19 protein-coding genes are annotated in these 20,158 nt (G+C 63.3%); 14 read left to right on the top strand and 5 right to left on the bottom strand.

Going from position 1 to position 20,158, the window contains the following annotated elements; translation table 11 throughout:
* The first annotated feature begins 58 nt into the window (after positions 1–58).
* A complete protein-coding gene (gene arc, locus LWF01_RS07725; RefSeq protein ID WP_349640458.1) occupies positions 59–1,759 on the top strand; it encodes a proteasome ATPase in 1,701 nt (566 codons plus the stop codon).
* 65 nt (positions 1,760–1,824) lie between these two features.
* Here the strand turns inward: arc and LWF01_RS07720 are convergent, their stop codons facing one another.
* Positions 1,825–2,232: a DUF3054 domain-containing protein gene (locus LWF01_RS07720; protein ID WP_349640457.1), complete on the bottom strand. Its 408-nt coding sequence runs from the start codon at positions 2,230–2,232 to the stop codon at positions 1,825–1,827.
* A gap of 55 nt (positions 2,233–2,287) precedes the next feature.
* Here LWF01_RS07720 and dop point away from each other — a divergent pair, with 55 nt between their 5' ends.
* The 7 genes from dop (at position 2,288) to LWF01_RS07685 (ending at position 8,565) form a co-directional block, all read left to right on the top strand.
* Positions 2,288–3,802 (top strand): depupylase/deamidase Dop, encoded by a 1,515-nt coding sequence (dop, locus tag LWF01_RS07715; RefSeq protein WP_349640456.1) that lies wholly within the window; start codon positions 2,288–2,290, stop codon positions 3,800–3,802.
* 81 nt (positions 3,803–3,883) lie between these two features.
* The gene (locus tag LWF01_RS07710) at positions 3,884–4,078 is read left to right on the top strand and encodes a ubiquitin-like protein Pup (protein ID WP_349640455.1); all 195 of its coding nucleotides are present in this window, start codon (positions 3,884–3,886) and stop codon (positions 4,076–4,078) included.
* A complete protein-coding gene (gene prcB, locus LWF01_RS07705; RefSeq protein ID WP_349640454.1) occupies positions 4,079–4,915 on the top strand; it encodes a proteasome subunit beta in 837 nt (278 codons plus the stop codon).
* Positions 4,916–4,918: 3 nt separating this feature from the next.
* Positions 4,919–5,602, top strand: coding sequence for a proteasome subunit alpha (prcA, locus tag LWF01_RS07700; protein WP_349640453.1), 684 nt, complete (start codon positions 4,919–4,921; stop codon positions 5,600–5,602).
* 14 nt (positions 5,603–5,616) lie between these two features.
* On the top strand, positions 5,617–6,987 hold the full coding sequence (gene pafA / locus LWF01_RS07695) for a Pup--protein ligase (RefSeq protein ID WP_349640452.1): 1,371 nt from the start codon (positions 5,617–5,619) through the stop codon (positions 6,985–6,987).
* 97 nt (positions 6,988–7,084) lie between these two features.
* Positions 7,085–8,023, top strand: coding sequence for an FKBP-type peptidyl-prolyl cis-trans isomerase (locus LWF01_RS07690; protein ID WP_349640451.1), 939 nt, complete (start codon positions 7,085–7,087; stop codon positions 8,021–8,023).
* A gap of 161 nt (positions 8,024–8,184) precedes the next feature.
* Positions 8,185–8,565, top strand: a complete 381-nt coding sequence (locus LWF01_RS07685) for an FKBP-type peptidyl-prolyl cis-trans isomerase (RefSeq protein ID WP_349640450.1) — start codon at positions 8,185–8,187, stop codon at positions 8,563–8,565.
* 105 nt (positions 8,566–8,670) lie between these two features.
* On the opposite strand, the gene LWF01_RS07680 is transcribed toward LWF01_RS07685, so the two are convergent.
* On the bottom strand, positions 8,671–9,783 hold the full coding sequence (locus LWF01_RS07680; RefSeq protein WP_349640449.1) for a DUF3866 family protein: 1,113 nt from the start codon (positions 9,781–9,783) through the stop codon (positions 8,671–8,673).
* Positions 9,784–9,826: 43 nt separating this feature from the next.
* Here LWF01_RS07680 and LWF01_RS07675 point away from each other — a divergent pair, with 43 nt between their 5' ends.
* The 6 genes from LWF01_RS07675 to LWF01_RS07650 all read left to right on the top strand — a co-directional run bounded on the left by LWF01_RS07675 (position 9,827) and on the right by LWF01_RS07650 (position 16,043).
* Complete coding sequence (locus tag LWF01_RS07675) at positions 9,827–10,810, top strand: helix-turn-helix transcriptional regulator (RefSeq protein WP_349640448.1); 984 nt, start codon at positions 9,827–9,829, stop codon at positions 10,808–10,810.
* On the top strand, positions 10,811–11,782 hold the full coding sequence (locus tag LWF01_RS07670) for a helix-turn-helix transcriptional regulator (RefSeq protein WP_349640447.1): 972 nt from the start codon (positions 10,811–10,813) through the stop codon (positions 11,780–11,782). It abuts the gene before it with no gap.
* Between the two features lie 5 nt (positions 11,783–11,787).
* Positions 11,788–12,075 (top strand): hypothetical protein, encoded by a 288-nt coding sequence (locus LWF01_RS07665; RefSeq protein ID WP_349640446.1) that lies wholly within the window; start codon positions 11,788–11,790, stop codon positions 12,073–12,075.
* A gap of 64 nt (positions 12,076–12,139) precedes the next feature.
* Entirely contained in the window at positions 12,140–12,418 is a 279-nt protein-coding gene (tatA, locus tag LWF01_RS07660; RefSeq protein WP_349640445.1) for a Sec-independent protein translocase subunit TatA, read from the top strand.
* Positions 12,419–12,469: 51 nt separating this feature from the next.
* On the top strand, positions 12,470–13,240 hold the full coding sequence (gene tatC, locus LWF01_RS07655; protein ID WP_349640444.1) for a twin-arginine translocase subunit TatC: 771 nt from the start codon (positions 12,470–12,472) through the stop codon (positions 13,238–13,240).
* A 58-nt stretch (positions 13,241–13,298) separates the two neighbouring features.
* Positions 13,299–16,043, top strand: a complete 2,745-nt coding sequence (locus LWF01_RS07650) for a DEAD/DEAH box helicase (RefSeq protein WP_349640443.1) — start codon at positions 13,299–13,301, stop codon at positions 16,041–16,043.
* 39 nt (positions 16,044–16,082) lie between these two features.
* Here LWF01_RS07650 and secA2 read toward each other — a convergent pair whose 3' ends face one another.
* From secA2 to LWF01_RS07635, 3 genes are read right to left on the bottom strand one after another with little or no spacing between them, the layout of a single operon-like run.
* Complete coding sequence (gene secA2 / locus LWF01_RS07645; RefSeq protein WP_349640442.1) at positions 16,083–18,350, bottom strand: accessory Sec system translocase SecA2; 2,268 nt, start codon at positions 18,348–18,350, stop codon at positions 16,083–16,085.
* The gene (locus LWF01_RS07640) at positions 18,350–19,156 is read right to left on the bottom strand and encodes an exonuclease domain-containing protein (RefSeq protein ID WP_349640441.1); all 807 of its coding nucleotides are present in this window, start codon (positions 19,154–19,156) and stop codon (positions 18,350–18,352) included. The genes secA2 and LWF01_RS07640 overlap by 1 nt, the downstream gene beginning before the upstream one ends.
* On the bottom strand, positions 19,156–20,133 hold the full coding sequence (locus tag LWF01_RS07635) for a 5'-3' exonuclease (RefSeq protein WP_349640440.1): 978 nt from the start codon (positions 20,131–20,133) through the stop codon (positions 19,156–19,158). Before LWF01_RS07635 ends, LWF01_RS07640 begins: the two co-directional genes overlap by 1 nt.
* Positions 20,134–20,158: the final 25 nt, after the last annotated feature.

Below are 20,158 nucleotides of genomic sequence, written 5' to 3'. Positions count from 1 at the left end.
GAACTCCCAGCCTCACTCGGTAGAGTCAGGTAAGAGGCATCGACTGCTGGGAGGCGTTATGAGCGAGAACACGAATTCCTACGAGTCTGAGTCGGGTCGCCAGCTTGCATCATTGCGGGCCGAAGTTGCCGGTTTACGGCGAGATATGCACGATTTGTCCCAGCGCAACGAACGGCTGGTTTCGACACTCCAATCCGCCCGTGAAGAGCTCGTCCGGCTCAAGGAAGAAACCGAGCGGATGGGGCTGCCACCCAACAGTTTCGCCACTGTGTTCGACCTGGTAACCACCCCGGATGGCAGCTTTATCGACGTGATCCATGCGGGGCGCAAATTACGCGTGGCGTATGCGCCCGAGGTCGACATCGACAGGCTGAAGCCCGGACATGAAGTAATGCTGAACGAATCCCTCGTGGTCGTCGGAGTCAGCAGCTTCGAGCGCACCGGCGAGCTGATGACTATCAAGGAACTCCTTGATCACGACCGCGCTCTGATGGTCGGCCATGCCGATGAAGAGCGGGTCGTTCTTCTGGCGGGTCCGCTTCGCGATGCCAAGCTGCGGATCGGCGACGCGCTTACCTGCGACAGCCGCACCGGGATGGCCTACGAAAAGATTCCTCGCGCCGAGGTGCAGAACCTGGTACTCGAAGAAGTGCCGGATATCCAGTACACCGATGTCGGTGGGCTGCACTCCCAGATCGAACAGATCAAGGATGCCGTCGAACTGCCGTTCCTGCACCCCGACCTCTACCGTGAGCACGGCCTCAAGGCGCCGAAGGGGATTCTGCTGTACGGCCCGCCCGGTTGCGGTAAGACGCTGATCGCCAAGGCCGTTGCCAACGCTTTGGCACAACGCGTCGCCGAGCGTCAGGTCGGAACCTCCGAGGAACGCAGCCGCGAATCGAAGAGCTACTTCCTGAACATCAAGGGCCCGGAACTGCTGGACAAGTACGTCGGCGAGACGGAACGCCATATCCGGCTGATCTTTGCCCGCGCACGGGAAAAGGCGTCCGAGGGAAGTCCGGTCGTCGTCTTCTTCGACGAGATGGATTCGCTGTTCCGCACCCGGGGCACCGGCGTCTCCTCGGACGTGGAAACCACCATCGTTCCGCAGCTGCTGAGCGAGATCGACGGCGTGGAGCGGCTCGACAATGTCATCGTGATTGGCGCGTCCAACCGCGAGGACATGATCGATCCGGCAATTCTTCGTCCGGGCCGGCTGGACGTGAAGATCAAGATCGAGCGCCCGGACGCCGAGGCGGCCACCGATATCTTCGCCAAGTACCTGATAACCGATCTGCCGTTGCACGACGACGATCTCCAGGCGAACGGCGGCGACCGCGCGGCGACTGTGACGAACATGATTCAGCGCACTGTCGAGCGGATGTACGCCGTGGACGAGTCGAACGAGTTCCTGGAAGTCACCTATGCCAACGGTGACAAGGAGATCCTGTACTTCAAGGACTTTTCATCCGGCGCCATGATCCAGAATGTGGTCGACCGGGCCAAGAAGGCGGCGATCAAGGAGTTCCTCGGTTCCGGCCAGCACGGCCTCCGGATCGAACACCTGCTGAGTGCCTGTGTCGATGAGTTCCGGGAGCACGAGGACCTGCCGAACACGACGAACCCGGACGATTGGGCAAAGATCTCGGGTAAGAAGGGCGAACGGATCGTTTACATCCGGACAATTATCCAGAGCAAGGAAGGTGCGGTGCCGGGCAAGGCAATCGACACAGTGAACAACACCGGCCAGTACCTGTAGCCGGTTTCGGCTGTCAACGGGAGGGCTGGTTCCCGTCGGGAGGCTTCAAGCCGCCCGACCGGCGACTAGCCCTCCCGTCGGCGTCGGACCAAGAGGATCGCCAAGGCCCGCCAGCCGAGCAGGAAGGCGCCGAGCACCGCGGTTGCCACGATGATGAAGCTGGGCTGCGCGCCCTGGTTCGATGCCAGACGCAGCAGCATCCCTACCGCCACGGTCGCCAGCCAGATCACGATGCCCGGCACGACGAGTCCCAGCGGCTTGCGCCATCCGCGGCTGACCAGCCAGCCGATGGCCAGGCCGGCCAGGAACGGCCACCAGGTCGTCAGCGTGCCGGCAATGGTGAAGCCTTCGTCGTGATTCCGGCGGCCGATCAGCACGAAGATCAGCACCAGGGCAATGTCGACGACCACGGCCGTCAGCGCCAATTTCCGGGACGTTTGCCGTGCAGGAGCGGAATTCTTTATCGATGACACACAACAACCATAGGCGCTCGGAGTGTCAATCCCGGCTCAACATAGGGTTGTGAGCATGAGCGTTCACCGGGTGATGGGAATTGAGACAGAGTACGGGGTCAGTACGCCTGGCGACCCGAATGCCAACCCGATGCTGATGTCCTCGCGGGTTGTGCATGCCTATGCTGCGCCTCGCGGTCTGCGGCCGGCCCAGGCGCACTGGGACTTCTCCGATGAAACGCCGCTGCGTGACGCCCGCGGCTTCGAGATGTCGCGCGAGGCGGCGGACCGAAGCCAGCTCACCGATGAAATGGCGCAGGCCGATGAGCCGCATCTGGTCAATGTCGTTCTGCCCAATGGCGCGCGGCTCTACGTCGACCACGCTCATCCGGAGTATTCGTCCCCGGAAGTGACGAACCCGTTGGACGCCGTGCGCTGGGACAAGGCCGGGGAGATGGTGATGCTCGCTGCGGTCCGCCAGCTTGCGGGTGAAACTCACAGCCCGCCGGTGAATCTGTACAAGAACAACGTTGACGGCAAAGGATCGTCATACGGAACACATGAGAACTACCTGATGCCGCGCAGCACGCCGTTCGGGCGGATCGTCGAGGGAGTCATCCCATTCTTCGTCAGCCGGCAAATCTTTACCGGTGCAGGACGGCTCGGAATCGGGCAGCGTTCGGAGCGCAGCGGCTTCCAGATCAGCCAGCGGACGGACTACTTCGAGACCGAAGTCGGCCTGGAGACGACGCTGAAGCGCCCGATCGTGAACACAAGGGACGAGCCACATGCAGTGCCCGACCGGTACCGGCGACTGCACGTCATCATCGGCGACGCGAACCAGTCGGAGACAGCGACGTTCCTCAAGATGGGCGCCACGTCGCTCGTGCTCGGCCTGATCGAGAACGGCCGCTCACCTGATATCGAACTTGAGGATCCGATCCAGGCGCTCTACGACATCGGTCACGACACCAGCTGCACCGTGAAAGTCCCGCTGGTCGGCGGCCAACGGCTGTCCGCCGTCGAGCTGCAGCGGCGCTACCTCGACGCGGCCGAAAGCTGGGTTGGTTCGGACACCGATCCGCAGACAGCCAGAGTCCTTGAGCTATGGGCCGATGTCCTGGATCGGCTCGAGGACGACCCGCTTGGCTGTTCCGACATCCTGGACTGGGTAGCGAAACTCAAACTGCTCCAGGGCTTCCAGGAACGTGAACGGCTGGGCTGGGACAGCGCCAAGCTCGCTCTGATCGACCTTCAATTCGCCGACATCCGGCCTGAAAAGGGATTGTTTCAGAAGCTCGCGCAACGCGGTGAGGTCCGGACGCTGTTCGACGATGCGGCAATCGCGGCGGCCGTCGCCGGGCCGCCGGAGGACACCCGGGCTTATTTTCGGGGCCGCTGTGTGCAAAAGTATGGCCGAAACGTGGCGGCGGCGAGCTGGGACTCGGTCGTCTTCGATGTCTCGTCCCGGCCCTCACTGCAACGAATCCCGATGCTCGAGCCGCTCAGGGGAACCCGCGAGCACGTAGGAGCGTTGCTCGATTCAGCCGACACGGCGTCGGAGCTTCTGGATGCTTTAACCAGCCCGTGAACTGCTGGCTGTCAGCGGGGCGGCATAGGATCGGGCCTAAAGCCGTTGAAATAGTCGTACCACATCGAACCAGGAGGAATGATGGCCGGACAGGATCGCACCAATCCAACTCGCCGCGAACACGATGCGCCAGAACCCGCGGAGCCCGCAGTCCCGGCTGCCGCGGCGCAGGCCGACACGGCCGCCGTCGACGACCTGCTCGACGAGATCGATGATGTGCTTGAAACCAACGCCGAATCGTTCGTACGGAACTTCGTGCAGAAGGGTGGTCAGTAAGTGAGCCAGGCCCATTCGGGATCCGTCGGTTACCAGGGACTTCCTGGCCCGTTTCTGAGCACGAGCACGTCGTCGTTTCAGGACTTCCTTCTCGCTGCCGCTCCCGAACTACTGCCGTCACGCCGTCCGCTGCCGGCAGGTACCATCCCTGAGTCACCGCATGGCACGACCATTGTCGCGATGACGTTCAACGGGGGAGCGCTGATCGCAGGAGATCGACGCGCCACTATGGGTAACATCATTGCGTCCCGTCACATCGAGAAGGTCTTCCCGACCGACCATTTTTCGGCTGTGGGCATCGCTGGTTCGGCCGGACTGGCGATTGAGCTGATCCGGTTGTTCCAGGTGGAGCTCGAGCACTACGAGAAGATCGAAGGCGCCCTGCTGAGCCTCGAAGGTAAGGCCAATCGGCTTGCCGGGATGATCAGGTCGAACCTTGGCCTTGCAATGCAGGGGCTGGCCGTTGTGCCACTTTTCGCGGGATACGATCCGGACCTCAGCACGGGGCGGATCTTCTCCTTCGACGTCACGGGCGGCCGCTACGAGGAGCACGATCACCATTCAGTCGGTTCCGGTTCGGTTTTCTCCCGCGGATCGCTGAAGAAACTGTGGAAGCCGGAGCTTGAGATCGAGGATGCCGTGCGGGTTGCGGTCGAGGCGCTGTATGACGCTGCGGACGACGATTCGGCCACCGGCGGCCCCGACCTCACCAGGTCGTTGTGGCCGGTGATCTACACGATCACAGCCGACGGACGGCATCGGGTTCCGGACAGCGACCTCAGCGCGGCGTCGCACGCGATCGTCGCCGAGCGCACATCCGCACCAGGGGAGGCGTAAGCCATGACGATGCCGTTCTACGTCTCACCCGAGCAAATGATGAAGGACCGCGCTGACTATGCCCGTAAAGGCATCGCGCGCGGTCGTTCGGTTGTCGTCCTCAGCTACCAGGACGGCCTGGCATTCATCGCGGAGAACCCCTCGAAGGCGCTGCACAAGGTTGCCGAGATCTACGACCGGATCGCTTTCGCCGCGGTCGGAAAGTACAACGAGTTCGAGAACCTGCGGCAGGCCGGCGTTCGATACGCGGACCTTCGAGGCTATTCGTATGACCGTTCAGACGTGACCGCACGCGGGCTCGCCAATGCCTACGCACAGACACTCGGGGCGGTCTTCACGACCGAATCGAAGCCCTACGAGGTGGAAATCGTGGTCGCGGAACTTGGCGAACGCTCCGCCGACGACCAGATCTACCGGCTGACCTACGACGGCTCTGTGGTCGACGAGCAACACCTGGTTGCGATGGGCGGCAAATCCGAGCAAGTGACCGCGGCGCTCAGCGAGGCATGGCAAGCCGACCTGCCGCTTGCCGAGGCACTTTCGGTCGGCGTCAAGGCGCTGGCGGCTGGAAGCGAGACGGCGCCGACTTCGACAGTCCTTGAAGTTGCGGTGATGGAACGCGGAGCACGGCGCAGGACCTTCCGCCGGCTCACGGTCAACGAGGTCGCTTCGCTGTTAGACGAATAGAACAGGAGCCCGCCATGGCACGACGAATTTTCGGCATCGAGACCGAGTATGGCGTCGCCTACTCTGCGGCCGGTGAGCGTCAGCTCAGCGCGGAGGAAGTGGCACGATACCTGTTCCGCAAGGTCGTGTCATGGGGGCGTTCGTCGAACGTCTTTCTGCGCAACGGCTCACGTCTTTACCTGGACGTCGGTTCGCACCCGGAGTACGCCACGGCAGAATGCGATGACGTTCAGCAGCTCGTCGTGCACGACCGGGCAGGGGAACGCATTCTGGAGGGACTGGTCAACGATGCGCAGCAGCGTCTCGATTTCGAGGGTTTCGTCGGCCAAGCGTATTTATTCAAGAACAACACTGATTCCGCCGGGAACTCCTACGGCTGCCACGAAAACTACCTGATCGCCCGCAAAGGCGAGTTTTCACGGCTTGCCGACGTGCTGCTGCCATTTCTGGTCACCCGGCAATTGATCGTCGGCGCCGGGAAGGTGCTGAACACGACAAGCGGTGCGACCTACTGCCTGTCACAGCGGGCGGACCACGTGTGGGAAGGCGTCTCTTCGGCGACGACCCGCTCCCGGCCGATTATCAATACCCGGGACGAGCCGCACGCGGACGCCGAACTCTACCGCAGGCTGCACGTCATCGTCGGTGACTCGAACATGTCGGAGACCACAACACTGCTGAAGGTCGGCAGCACGGGAATCATCCTGGACATGATCGAGGCCGGGACGCCATTGCGGGACATGACGATGGAGAATCCGATCCGCGCGATTCGGGACATCAGTCACGATCCCACCGGGATGAAGCAGATCCGGCTCACGAACGGGAAGGTCGTCAGCGCGCTCGACCTGCAGGAAGAGTACCTCGCGAAGGCGCAGGCCTTCGCGGCGGAGAACGAGACAAGCGTCGGGTCCGAGGAACATACAAAAATGGTGCTGGACCTGTGGGAACGGACGCTGTACGCGCTGCGGGTCGGCGACAGCTCACTGATCGACCGGGAAATCGATTGGGCGATCAAGAAGAAGCTGATCGATCGCTACCGGGCAAAGCACGACCTCGATCTCTCCGATGTGCGGGTAGCCAGGCTCGACCTGGCTTATCACGACATTTCGCGCACTCGCGGACTGTACAACCTGCTAGCCGCCAGGGGCATGGTCGAGCGGGTCAGCGCCGACATCGACGTTTTCGAGGCCACCGCGCTCCCGCCGAGCACGACCAGGGCCAAGCTCCGTGGCGATTTCATCAGGGCCGCCCAGGACCACCGCCGGGACTTCACCGTGGACTGGGTTCATCTGAAGCTGAACGACCAGGCGCAGCGCACGGTGCTGTGCAAGGATCCATTCCGCAGTGTCGACGACCGGGTGGAACGGCTGATCGCCAGTATGTGATCGAGCTGTGTGAGCCGATGAGCCGAAACCGGTAGGCTGGTTGTCGTTTGGTTGTAGATCAACGGGAGTGTTTGTGCGACGTAGGTATCTGGGTGCTGTGGCGGCCTTCGCATTGTTGCTAGCAGGCTGCGGGGGAGAAGGCGAAGCCAGTCCATCGGCCTCGGCGGCGCCGACACCGAGCAGCATCTCAGCCGAAGACGCGAAATCCAAGAGCATTGAGGACATCGCGGTCAAAGGCAAAGCCGACAAGGAGCCGAAGGTCAGCTTCGAGGCTCCGCTTGTCGTCGAAAAGGACGGTAGCAAAGTCCTGGACGAGGGCGATGGCAAGAAGGTGAAAGCAGGCCAGCAGGTCACGGCGAACATGACGCTTGTCAGCGGAAACGATGGCAACGCGCTCGAGTCGAGCTATAAGTCGGGGGAACCTGCAGGCTTCCCGGTGGACAAGGAACAGATCGCCGAAACGCTGTACGACGCGGTGGTGGACAAGAAGCTCGGCAGCCGCATCCTGCTGGTGCTCAACGGCGCGGCCAAGGAGGGCGAGGCGGAGCAAACACTTGTCTACGTCATCGATCTCGTTTCCGCAAAGGATGTTCCGAAGCCACTCGACCGTGCCGAAGGTGAGAAGGTCGACCCGAAGAAGGGCCTGCCTACAGTCGAGCTAGCCAAGGATGGCAAGCCAACGATCACTGTCCCGAAGGCGGACCCGCCAAAGGACCTCACCGTCCAGCCACTGATCAAGGGCAAGGGCGAGAAAGTCAGCGCCGGCCAGACGGTCACGGTGCACTACACCGGCGTGCTGTGGGATGGCGGCGAGCAGTTCGACTCCAGCTGGGACAAGGGTCAGCCGTACCCGGTGCCGAACATCGGGCAGGCTCAGGTCATCGACGGATGGAACGAAGCACTTGTCGGCCAGACTGTTGGCAGTCAGCTTCTGCTGGTCGTGCCGGCGGACAAGGGCTACGGCAACGAGCCCAAGGGTTCGATCCCCGCTGACTCCACGCTGGTTTTCGTCGTCGACATCCTGCAGGCCAGCTAGCCCGGCTGCTGTTTGCTGATCCGCCAGCGGACGCCGGCAACCTGCCGGGGCCACTGGCTGCCGTGGCCACTGGCGGAGCGATTGCAGCTGAACCGGCCAGCGCCTGAACCAACCAGCGCCCGAACCAAAGCAAGAACCCACACAAGAAGGAGAAAAGACTGATGGCATTCGATCGGAAGAAACCACAGATTGACTTCCCAGGCGACGCAGCTCCAACCGAGCTCGTCATCGTCGATGAAATCGAAGGCGACGGCGAGGAGGCGACCGCCGGCAGCATCGTCAGCGCACACTATGTCGGCGTGGCGTTCTCCACCGGCGAAGAGTTCGATGCGTCCTGGAATCGCGGTCAGCCGCTGGACTTCCAGGTTGGCGTCGGACAGGTCATTGCCGGCTGGGACCAGGGTATCCAGGGCATGAAGGTCGGCGGACGCCGTCGCCTGACGATCCCATCGGACCTCGCCTACGGCGAGCGGGGCGCGCCGGGAGCGATCGCACCGAACGAGACGCTGATTTTCGTCGTCGACCTGGTGGGCGTCCGCTAACCAGCGCTAGTTTTTAACTACGGGCCCCGCTTTCATTGAAGGCGGGGCCCGTTGTCTATCGGGGATTGTTTATCGGAGGCAGGGGCGCTATCAGCCGACCACCGGCTAGGTGAGCAGCAGTGCGGCGTATCGGCCGGCAGCGGCCGCGGCCAGGAATGATGAGGGGTCCTCGTCCAGTCCGCGTCCCATCGTTGAGAGTCGTGCCGGGCTGCCCTGCAAGGCCTGATACAACCCGTCCGTCGCAACCTCCACAAGTGAGTGCCTGCCCCGGGGCACGCCGAGCTGCAGTGCCTGTTCGACAACCCTGGCGCCGAGATCCGCGAGCTCACCGCTGAACTTCGGCACCACGACCTCGCTCGGGGCCAGGGCAACCTTCCCGTACGCGGTCAGCGAGTGGTGCGAGATTCCGAGGTGACGTTCACGCAGGTCCGCGCCGGACACCCGCAGCGAGGCAATCGGCCGGCCGCCAAGTACCCCGGCCGCGTTCAGCGCCTCGCCTGCGGCAACGCCCGAGAATCCCCATGGCGTGCCGGTGCCGAGGTTACCGGGGCCCTGCGCCACGATGACAATATCGGCCTTCAGTACCTCTTTGGCGGCGAGTAATCCGGTGTGCACGGTGACCGCCTCAAGGTCACCGCCGAAGCTCTGCCCGACGCTGACCGTGCCCAGCAACCGGCCGGCCGAGGTCAGTTCCGCTACGGACCGGGAGAAGCGGGCAGGCAACGCGCCGCCATCCGTCATCACGTACGCCACGCGGGCGCCGGGGCTCGCGGCATAAATTCCGGCCACGATCGCCGGCACGGCCGAATGAAGATCGGCCACAATGACTGGCAGGCCTTCGAGCGAAGCTACGTCACGCAGCGTTTCGTGGTGCGGCGACTCCTGGTCGTCGACGCCAAGCACCATCGTCTGCAACGGCGTATACCGGGCCTTGACCAGGTGACCGTCGGACGGCGGCGGGTCAGCCGGCAACCGATCCGGAATCGCCACAATCAAGGCAAATCCGCCGGTTCCGAGCCCACGCGCCAGCGCGGAAACGTTGAGCAGAACGCGGTCGTCCACCTCAGGCCTTCCGATCTCGTCCAGGAAGGCGATGGCGCGGATCTCGACCGGCTCGCTCGCCTCGGGCAGGGGCGTAGCCAGCCGCACGACGACTTCCCGCACGCCAGGCCATTCCGCTCGCTGGGAAATTACCCGTCCTTCACGCCAATGAATCACGCCTCGACGCTACCAAACGTGTAGGTTACTTATCGTGGCATCTGTGTCTTCCCAGCGAACTGAACGTTTGCTCAATCTCGTTATCGCGTTGCTGTGGACGCGTACCTGGCTCAGCAAGGAACAAATCCGGCAGGCCGTGCCGCAGTACTCGACCCAAAAGTCGTCCGACGCATTCGAGCGCATGTTCGAGCGGGACAAGGACGATTTACGAGAATTGGGCATTCCGGTGCTGACCGGATCATCCGAGTCCTATTTCGATGACGACACCACCACGATGGGCTACAAGATCGATCGGGAAGCCTATGAGCTGCCGCCGCTGAACTTCACCCAGGCCGAAGCCACCGTGCTTGGCCTGGCGTCCCGGGTCTGGCAACAGGCATCACTTGCCGGCCCGGCGGCACGTGCGCTGACCAAGCTCAAGGCACTCGGCGTCGAAGCCGACCAGGAGTCGCTGATCGGCGTCGAGCCGAGGGTACGAACGTCCGAGCCTGCGTTCGCGCCGCTGTACCGTGCGGTGATCAGCAAAACCGTCGTCACCTTCAGTTACCGCAAACCCGGCGGCCAGTCCGCTCCGACCCTGCGCCGGCTGCAGCCCTGGGGCCTGCTGACCTGGCATGGGCGCTGGTACGTCAGTGGTTACGACCTCGATCGGGACGCGGCGCGGGTTTTCCGGCTTTCCCGCATTGAAGGCAACGTCAAATCTGACAGCAAGCCCGGCGCTTACACAATTCCGGATGACTTCGACGCTCGTGCCGTCCTGGCTTCACGATCGAGCGACGTGGTGGAGCAGACGGCCAAGCTGCAGCTAGCCCCCGGCACGGCCCATTCACTGCGGATGCGGGCGGAGCGGGGCGTGGAAGAGCCGAACAACTGGGACGGCGATGAGATCAGTATCCGGTTCACCGACACCCGGTCCTTCGCGGCAGAACTGGCCAGCTACGGGCCGGACGTCTACGTTCTGACTCCGGAATCGCTCCGGCAGGCCGTCATCAACCATCTGCAACGATTCCTTGAGGAGGCTGAGTAGATGGCCGTCGTACCGGCGCCGGACCACCTGTCGCGATTGCTCGCCATGGTGCCGTATCTCCTTGACCATCAGGGGGTGGCGCTGTCCGAGACCGCAAAGCACTTCGGCATCAGCGAAGACGATGTCGTGTCCGACCTCGAGTTGTTGTTCGTTTGCGGAACCCCCGGCCATATGCCGGATGACCTGATCGAGGCTGACTGGGAATCCGGCCAGGTGTTCCTCGGCAACGCCGAGGAACTCGCCAAACCTGTGCGCCTGTCGTTCGATGAGGCCCTGAGCCTGATCGTGGGCCTGCGAACCCTCGCCGACGTCGCGGGGCTGCACGACCGGGAATCGCTGGACAGCGCGCTGGCAAAGCTGACCGAAGCCACCGGGGACTCGTCCGCGGCGGCGCGCTCGGTTCGGGTAGACCTGGACAGCGCGGGCGCCGAGAACGTCATAGCTGACCTGCGTCGCGCCCTGAGCACCAGCCGACGGGTTCACATCAAGTACCTGGTGCCGCAGCGCGACGAGGTCACCGAACGGGACGTCGACCCGATGCGCCTTCTGACTTCCGACGGCCAGTGGTACCTCGAGGGGTGGTGTCATAGGGCGGAGGACGTCCGCTTGTTCCGCACTGACCGGATTTCAGACATCGAGGTACTGAACGTGGCAGGCACCCCTCCGGCAAGCGCCAGATCCCGAAATCTGGACAAGGGAATTTTTGCGCCGTCGGAGACCGATATCGAGGTCACGCTTGAACTCGATCCGCAGTCCGCCTGGATCGCCGAATACTACCCGATCCAAACCAGCAGGGACCTACCCGAGGGGCGACTCGAAGTCACCTTGCGCACGGCGGACACCGCCTGGCTTGGCCCCCTTCTGCTTCGCGAGGGCGGTAGCGCGCGCGTGGTGAATCCACCAGGCATCAACCTCGACGCAGCTCAGGTAGCGCGCGCTGCTCTGACCCGATACGCCCAGACGTTAGGCTAGTGACAATGACTTGGTGGATGTGGGTAATACTGTGGACCGTTCTGGTACTGGCGGCTCTGGCGATTCTGGCCTACCTCGGCTTCACGCTGTTCCGCAAGGGCGTCACGCTGATGGAAGAGGTCGCCGATACCGGCGAGAAGCTCGCCGAGCTGACGGATCAGGTCGAGCAGCTGGGAGATGCCAGTGAATCTCAAGCCGAATTGGCGATTTTCGCCGACCCGACGCAGCTTCGGGCCCGGCGCATTCGCGACCGGCGCACAAAGCTTAGAGCGAAACAGAAAAGCTCACGCTAGCGCACATCGCGCTGGCGGTGCACGTAGTATTGACTAGAGACGTCCCTTCCTAGGAGGCAGCACCATGCGACCAGAGCCGTGGCACATTCTTATTCTGTTGATCGTTATTCTGCTCATTTTTGGTGCGCCAAAACTGCCGGGGATGGCTCGTAACATCGGCAAGTCCCTGAAGATCTTCAAGTCAGAGGTCAAGGATCTCCGGGACGACAAGCCCGATGACGAAGACGACGACGCAGACCGCCAGGTACAGCGGCCGTTGGAAGGCCGGGTAGTCGACACTCCGCAGACCCCGAAGCAGACCCCTGAGCAGACCGGCCGTCCCAACGGCAGCTCTGACGCCTAGACCGGCGTGGCGCGGACATTGGCGCGTCGCACGAGAGATCCCGAAGGGCGAATGCCCCTAAAAGGGCACCTTATCGAGCTGCGCAATCGCCTCATCATCGCTGCCGTCGCCATCGTCCTCGGTGGAGTGGCCGGCTGGTTTCTCTACGACGTGGTGTTCGAAATCCTGCAGCGGCCCGTTCTCGAGGTCGGCGGCCGGGAAGGACGCAACGCCGAGGTGAACTTCGCCGGGGTCGCCTCCGCCTTCGACATGAAGATCAAGATGTCGTTGTTCATCGGCATCATCATCACCTCGCCGGTCTGGCTTTACCAGGTCTGGGCATTCGTCACCCCTGGGTTGACCAAGAAGGAGCGGCGGTTTTCGCTGAGCTTCCTGGCGGCAGCAGTTCCATTGTTTCTGGGCGGCGCCTCGCTGGCGTTCTTCGCGCTACCGAACGCCGTGAAGGCGCTGACCGAGTTCACCCCCTCGGGCGCTTCCAACATCATCCCGGCACAGGACTACCTGACCTTCGTGATGGTCATCATCCTGGTGTTCGGACTGGCGTTCGTGCTTCCGGTGATAATGGTCGGCCTGAACCTGATGGGTATTCTGACCGCCAAACGCATCCTCAAGTCCTGGCGGATCATTGTGCTTATCGTGTTCACCTTCGCCGCGGTGGCCACCCCGTCGCCCGATGCGCTGTCGATGTTCTTTCTCGTCCTTCCCATGCTGCTGTTGTTCATGCTGGCCTGGGGAGTGTGCGTGCTGGGCGACAAGCGGCGAAAGGCGAGGGCGATTGCCGACGGCACCTGGGTTCCCGATGAGGACGAGGCCGACGAGTAGCTCTTCGCCCACCGGGCCGGGTTCTGTTACGGCAGCATCGAACAACTAGGGTGGAACCATGTCTACGCCCGCCGAAAGATACGCACACGCGCGGCAGCAGGCGAAGGCCGCCAGGACTGAACTGGCCGCCTTCACAGCCGGCATCGGCTTCGAGCTCGATGAATTCCAGGAGCAGGCCTGCATCGCCCTCGAAGCGGGAAGGTCAGTCCTGGTCGCGGCGCCGACCGGGGCGGGCAAGACAGTGGTGGCGGAGTTCGGTGTTCACCTGGCCGTCTCGCAAGGCAAGAAAGCCTTTTACACCACACCGATCAAGGCGCTGAGCAACCAGAAGTACGCCGAACTCGTCTCCGTCTACGGTGAGGAATCGGTCGGCCTGCTGACCGGCGATCTGACCATCAACGGTGAAGCCCAGATCGTGGTGATGACGACCGAGGTGCTGCGCAACATGCTCTACGCGGACTCCGCCGCGCTGGATGGCCTTGGTTACGTCGTGATGGACGAGGTGCACTACCTCGCCGACCGCTTTCGCGGCCCGGTCTGGGAGGAGGTCATCATTCACCTTCCAGCGCCGGTGCGCCTCATCTCGCTGTCCGCAACCGTCTCGAACGCGGAGGAGTTCGGCGCCTGGCTGGCCGAAGTCCGCGGCAGGACAGACGTCATCGTCTCAGAACACCGGCCGGTGCCACTTTGGCAGCATATTATGGCGGGCACCTCGCTCTACGATCTTTTCGAAAGCGACGATTCCACTCGGGTCAACCCTGAACTGCTGAAACTTGCGGAACAGGAATCTCGCCGCAGCCGCCTCGGTCAGCCAGGTCATCGGCGGAACAGAAACCGTCGCAACGACAGCAGGCGCGGAACCAGCCCGGCTGAAGGCGTCGTCCCGAAAGCATCCCGGATCGCGGTGCTGAAGCGCCTCGATGCCGAAGGGTTGCTTCCGGCGATCACCTTCATTTTCTCCCGGGCCGGATGCGACGCCGCGGTGCACCAGTGCCTATCGGCGAAGCTGTCGCTGACCACGCCACAGGAACGTGCCACCATTCGCTCAATCGTCGAGGAACGCTGCGCCGACCTTTCCAGCGAGGACCTCGACGTGCTCGGCTATGCCAGCTTCCGGGACGGACTGATCCACGGCTTCGCGGCCCACCACGCCGGCATGCTTCCCACGTTCAAGGAGTTGGTCGAGCAGCTTTTCCTCGCCGGCTATGTGCGGGCGGTTTTCGCCACCGAAACGCTTGCGCTCGGCATCAACATGCCGGCCCGCACCGTGGTGCTGGAGAAACTGGTCAAGTTCAATGGCGAGACTCACTCGGAGATCACCGCGGGGGAGTACACCCAGCTCACCGGGCGGGCCGGCCGCCGCGGAATCGACGTCGAAGGCCACGCGGTCGTGCTCTGGGCACCGGGGATCGATCCCTCGGGTGTGGGCGGTCTCGCCTCACGGCGCACCTACGAGCTGAAGTCGAGTTTTCGACCGACGTACAACATGTCCGCCAACCTGGTGACTCAGGTCGGCCGGGAAGAGGCTCGAAAGGTCCTGGAGACCTCGTTCGCACAGTTTCAGGCGGACAAGGGGGTTGTCGGCATCGCCCGTCAGGTGCGTCAACGCGAGGAAGCCCTCGCGGGCTACGCCGCGTCGATGGAATGCCATCTCGGCGACTTCTCCGAGTACTTTGAGCTGCGTCGTGAGCTTGGGGCGGCGGAGAAGCGGGCAGCCTCCGGGACGTCACGACTCCGACGCCGTGCCATCGAGGAGTCGATGCTGGCACTCGCCCTTGGCGACGTCATCGAGGTGTCCGGTGGACGACGCGCGGCGATCGGAGTGGTGATTCATCCAGGCCGGGTCGGCAAGAGTTCCGTGCAGCTGCCCACAATTCTGACCGTCGACCGGCATATGCGAGTGCTGCGGGAAAGCGACATTGCGGAGCCCGTCGAAGCGTTGATGCGAATCAAGGTACCGAAACGTTTCGATGCCCGCAGCCCCAAGTCCCGCCGCGATCTCTCCTCCTCGCTTCGCAATGCGGTGAACGAGGGCGGGCTGCCACCTGCCGCTGGCGACAGCCGGATGACCAAACCTCAGCGCACGGCGGCTGAGGACGCCCGGATTGATGACCTCCGCAAGGCCCTTCGGGCCAACCCGTGCCATGGCTGCCCGGACCGTGAGACGCATGCCCGGTTTGCCGAACGCTGGTGGAACCTGCGTAAGGACACCGACGGCCTGGTCCGTCAGATCCGGGGCAGAACCAACTCGATTGCGCGGGTGTTCGACCGCGTGTGCGAGGTACTGGAGAAGCTCGGGTACCTGCCGGACAATACGTCCGTGCTCCGGCGCATCTACGGCGAGAAGGACCTGCTCACGGCTCAGTCGCTGAAGGCAGGGATCTGGGAGGGCCTCGATGCCCCGGAAATTGCGGCACTGGCTTCGACCCTCGTCTTTTCGGCCCGTCGCGAGGAAACCGGGATTATCGAGCGCCTGCCCAGCGCACGGCTGTCCACGTCCCTTGATTCGCTGGTGAAGGTCTGGTCCGAGCTCGACGACATTGAGGCACAGCATAAGCTTCCGCGGACCGCAGAACCGGATTTTGGCCTTGTGTGGCCGATGTTCAAGTGGGCGAACGGGCGGAATCTCGATGCCGTGCTGCGCGGCACCGACCTCGCCGCCGGAGACTTCGTGCGCTGGGCGAAACAGGTCCTGGACCTGCTGGACCAGGTGGCGAAGGTCTCCGACGGTGAAACGCAGCCACGGGTTCGGACCGCGATCGAGAAGGTGCGCCGCGGCGTCGTGGGATACTCAGCCGTCTGACGTCCAGGGCAGAGCTGAATCGCTCGACGGCATCACAAGCTACTTGCGCTGCACCTTCTTCACAAACGTCTCTATATCCGAGCCGAAGGTTGTTTCGGTGGTGAGGTAGGTCCAGGTGGAACTTGGGCGCTTCATCCCGTGTGCCGGCAGGTCCACGCCCTCGCTGGTGAACTCCGCCGCTTCGATTGCCTCGGCGCTTGTGTCCACGACATCCGGCCAGAACGAGGCGAATGCCTGAATCGATTCCTTATTGAACGCCTCATGGGGACGTTCCCGCGCCAGGGTGCGCAGGTGGATGCCCTCGCGCAGGTCGGTCAGGAAGGCGAGGTGCTCGACCCACCGTTCGTCCAGGTGGAACAGCAGAGTCTCAGTAAGCGCCTTCGCGACCACCTCTTCGCCGAACTCGGCTTCGACCTCAACAAGGCGGTCCTTGGCCTTCGCGCGCACATCGTCCTGGCCCTCGCCGTCCTTGCGTACCCTGGAGCGTTTTTCCAGCACCAAGCCGCGCTGCTTCTGGACAAGCTGGTTGAACCGCCAGGTGTCGCGGTGAATCGCGGTGTTCTCGCCCTCGGCCACTCGCTGGGCATGCTCAACCAGTGCCTGAGCGCGCCGGTTGTCGATTCGCCCTTTGTCGTCACCGGCGGTGACGAAACGGCTTGCCTCGGGAACGCGGTGCATCAGTTCGTCGTCGAGGCTGGTGAAGAAGATCGAACGCCCGGGGTCGCCCTGACGCCCGGCACGTCCGCGCAGCTGGTCGTCGAGGCGCGAACTCTGGTAACGCCCGGCTCCGATCACTAACAGCCCGCCGAGCTCGGCGACTTCTTCTCCGCCGAGGCGGATGTCCGTACCGCGGCCTGCCATCTGGGTTGACACGGTGACGGTGCCTTTCGTGCCTGCCCGGGCGATGATCTCAGCCTCCCGGCTGTCGTCCTTGGCGTTAAGCACCTGAACGGCGACACCCTTCTCGGAGAGCTGCTCGGCGAGACGTTCGCTGTCGGACACGCTCCGGGTACCGATCAGAACCGGTCGGCCGGTCTTATGCTGCTCGACGATTTCGGCGATAAGCGCCTTTTCCTTGGAGGACTCCATAATGTAGAGCCGGTCCTCCTCGTCCACTCGCTGCAGCGGAAGGTTTGGTTCGATCACGACGACCTCGAGATCGTAGAATTCGCGCAGGTCGTCGCCGACGGCCACAGCGGTTCCGGTCATTCCGCAGATCAGCCGATACGAGGTGATGAGCTCTTCGACTGTGATGCTGTCAAGGATCTCTCCGCTTTCAGTGGTTTCGAGGCCTTCCTTTGCCTCGATCGCGGCCTGCAGGCCGTCCGGCCAGCGCTGCAGCTGGGCTATCCGACCTCGGGAGTCACTGATCAGCCGCACCCTGCCGCCGTGAACCAGATAATCCACATCGCGGTGCACCAGGGCCTTGGCGTACAGCGCAAGATTGACCGCGGCAAGTGTCTCCGAGTCGTCGCCGTAGAGTTCGATTCCGCCCAGCTTCTCCTCGACCAGATCGATTCCGTCGCTGGTCAGGCTGACGGCTCGGCCGTCCGGGCTGACATCGTAGTGTTCGTCTTTGCTCAGGCCGTCGACCAGCTCGGCGATCTTGGCATCGGCCGGATCGATTTCAGTGCTTCCGGCCAACACGAGGGGCACCCGCGCCTCGTCGATCAGGACCGAGTCGGCTTCATCCACGATGACGACATCGCGCTCGGGGATACGCTTCTCGGCGTCCTCGGTGATGAATCGATCACGAAGCACGTCGAACCCGGCCTCACTGACAGCGGCGTAGCAAACCTCGGAGGCGTAGGCAGCCTGCCGGTTCTCAAGCGTGCTGTTCTGATCGATGCTTGCCGAGGTCACACCGAGTAGGTCGAGCATCGGCGCCATCCACTCGCGATCGCGGCCGGCCAGATAGTCATTTACCGAAAGCACCTGCACGGTGCGGCCCTGCAGCGCGTAGCCGGCGGCAGCCATCGCGCCGACCAGGGTCTTTCCTTCACCGGTCGCCATTTCGACGACGTTGCCGCTGAGCAATCCGAACAGGCCGAGGATCTGCGAATCGAACGCCCTCTCGTCAAGGGTGCGTCGAGCGGCCTCACGTGCAATACCGGCAAATCGAATGTGGGCTTCGCGCCCGGCGAAATCGGAAAAGGCTGCTGCAGCGGCTTCACCCAGCTCGTCGTCGCTGAGCAGTTTCAGGTCGGCTTCCAGCTCAGCGACCTGGGGGAGGGCGGCATCGGTCCAGGCGAAACCCTTCGCTGACTGGCTGCCTGGCCGGTTCAGCAGCTTTGAGAACAGTCCCATCAGATCGCCACCGGCCAGCGGCCATCGATGACGATTCGCGGATCGCGCGATCGCAACCATTCTTGCAGGCCCTTCGCCTGCTCTTGCTTCCAGTCAATCTGCGACAAGTGCAGCTCCTCCAAACTCAAGTCCCGCAGAGCGGGATATTTCTCGGCCATCGCTACCGCAACCCGCGCCGCCGCCACCGCGTCGGCAGTCGCGTTGTGGGCATTCACCAGCGGGACTTCGTAGTGCGCCGCAGTGTGTGCCAGCGTGCGCTTTCCCTTACGGAATCTGTCCAGCTGTTTATCCACCACAAGAGTATCGATCACCCAGCCTAAGCCAGCTTCCTTGGAACTTGGTGGGATCAGCCCCCAGCGAACCGCCTCGGCATGCAGGACCGTGAGGTCGTAACAGACATTGTGGCCGACAACGGGCTCGCCCCGAACCGCAGTGTCGGCGAGGCACTGCAGCAGAGATTCGATGACGAACCGTGGGGCCGCCCCTTCGCGGCGCGCTCTTTCGGTAGTCACCCCGTGTATGGCCGAAGCCTCGGCCGGGATCTCGATGCCTGGATTCACCAACCATTCGGAAGTTTCGCCGATCCAGTGCCGGCCGACCGGATCACCGCCGCGGATCTTCACCATGGTGGCCGTCACGATCCGTGCCCGGGCCGGGTCGACCCCGGTCGTTTCGAGATCGAAAGCCAGCAAAGCACCGCGATGCCAGTGCGATCTGCGACGGGTGAAGCCCAGTCCGTCGAGAGGCAGCGGCACCTTGGTGAGCGGCGCAGGCTCCGCCTCGCCGGCCGTCTCGGCGCGCACCATCAGCGATCCCCTGCCGCCGCGGTGGCAACTCGTTCCCGCGCGGCGAGCAGGCGGCCGAGACTGCTCGCCACGCCCCAGTCCTCGGCCCAGGCAGAGGCCTGGTCGGCATCGGCCGTTGTGAATAATCCATAGCCAGGGAGCTCGTCGGCGGTAACGCCGAGGTCCAGATTCCGGACCGTGTTGACCACCTGCTCCGCGCGGGCAAGCTGCTCGGCGCCGTCGATGACGGCAGCCGCGATCCGGTCGCTGAGGCCGCCGCTCCGGTCTCCACTTCGCGCGGCGGCGATCACGCCCGCCACGGTGCCGAAGGTCCTGATCAGTTTCACCGCGGTCTTTTCACCAACGCCGGCCACTCCCGGCAAGCCATCCGAAGGATCGCCACGAAGGGTAGCCATCGCCGCGTACTGCTCGCCGCTTTCCACCCCGTACTGCTCGGCCAACGTTGCGTTGGTCATCCGTTTCGCGTCCTTGATCGATTTGCCGGGGTAGACGACCTGCACACGATCGGTCTCGTCGAGAAGCTGGAAGAGGTCGCGATCGCCGGTCACCACCAGGCTTGGCTGCCCATTCTGGGCGACCACGCTGGCGATCACATCGTCTGCCTCGTACCCGTCAACGCCGAGAATCGGGATCTGCGCGTGCCGCAGGGCGGTTCGAATCAGGTCGAGTTGAGCGGACAGCTCATCCGGAGTTTCCTCACCGCCACCAGGCCCGACGCGTTGCGCCTTGTAGCTGGGCATCAGCTCCGTGCGGAACTCCGGCCGCCAGTCATTGTCCCAACAGGCAAGCACACTGGGCGTGTTGTTCGCATCGATCAGGGTCGCCAGCATGTCGAGCAGCCCGCGAACGGCGTTCACCGGAGTGCCGTCGGGAGCGGTCAGACTGGTTGGCAGTGCGTAGAAGGCCCGGTAGTACAGCGACGGCGTATCCACGACGAGTGTGGCTTGCTGGTTTGGCGGCGCCTTTGGGTTCGTCACAGTACGACCATATCGTCCGACTACG

The organism is Saxibacter everestensis, from assembly GCF_025787225.1.
GTDB classification, from domain to species: Bacteria; Actinomycetota; Actinomycetes; order Actinomycetales; family Brevibacteriaceae; genus Saxibacter; species Saxibacter everestensis.
Note: the sequence above shows the minus strand (reverse complement) of the source record. Positions and strands in the feature narration are given on the sequence as shown.

Bases quoted from the DNA above. Each gene is read 5' to 3' on its own strand.
- arc (WP_349640458.1), top strand. From the start codon at position 59: ATGAGCGAGAACACGAATTCCTACGAGTCTGAGTCGGGTCGCCAGCTT.
- dop (WP_349640456.1), top strand. From the start codon at position 2,288: ATGAGCGTTCACCGGGTGATGGGAATTGAGACAGAGTACGGGGTCAGT.
- LWF01_RS07710 (WP_349640455.1), top strand. From the start codon at position 3,884: ATGGCCGGACAGGATCGCACCAATCCAACTCGCCGCGAACACGATGCG.
- prcA (WP_349640453.1), top strand. From the start codon at position 4,919: ATGACGATGCCGTTCTACGTCTCACCCGAGCAAATGATGAAGGACCGC.
- pafA (WP_349640452.1), top strand. From the start codon at position 5,617: ATGGCACGACGAATTTTCGGCATCGAGACCGAGTATGGCGTCGCCTAC.
- LWF01_RS07685 (WP_349640450.1), top strand. From the start codon at position 8,185: ATGGCATTCGATCGGAAGAAACCACAGATTGACTTCCCAGGCGACGCA.
- LWF01_RS07670 (WP_349640447.1), top strand. From the start codon at position 10,811: ATGGCCGTCGTACCGGCGCCGGACCACCTGTCGCGATTGCTCGCCATG.
- LWF01_RS07665 (WP_349640446.1), top strand. From the start codon at position 11,788: ATGACTTGGTGGATGTGGGTAATACTGTGGACCGTTCTGGTACTGGCG.
- tatA (WP_349640445.1), top strand. From the start codon at position 12,140: ATGCGACCAGAGCCGTGGCACATTCTTATTCTGTTGATCGTTATTCTG.
- tatC (WP_349640444.1), top strand. From the start codon at position 12,470: ATGCCCCTAAAAGGGCACCTTATCGAGCTGCGCAATCGCCTCATCATC.
- LWF01_RS07650 (WP_349640443.1), top strand. From the start codon at position 13,299: ATGTCTACGCCCGCCGAAAGATACGCACACGCGCGGCAGCAGGCGAAG.
- secA2 (WP_349640442.1), bottom strand. From the start codon at position 18,350: ATGGGACTGTTCTCAAAGCTGCTGAACCGGCCAGGCAGCCAGTCAGCG.
- LWF01_RS07640 (WP_349640441.1), bottom strand. From the start codon at position 19,156: ATGGTGCGCGCCGAGACGGCCGGCGAGGCGGAGCCTGCGCCGCTCACC.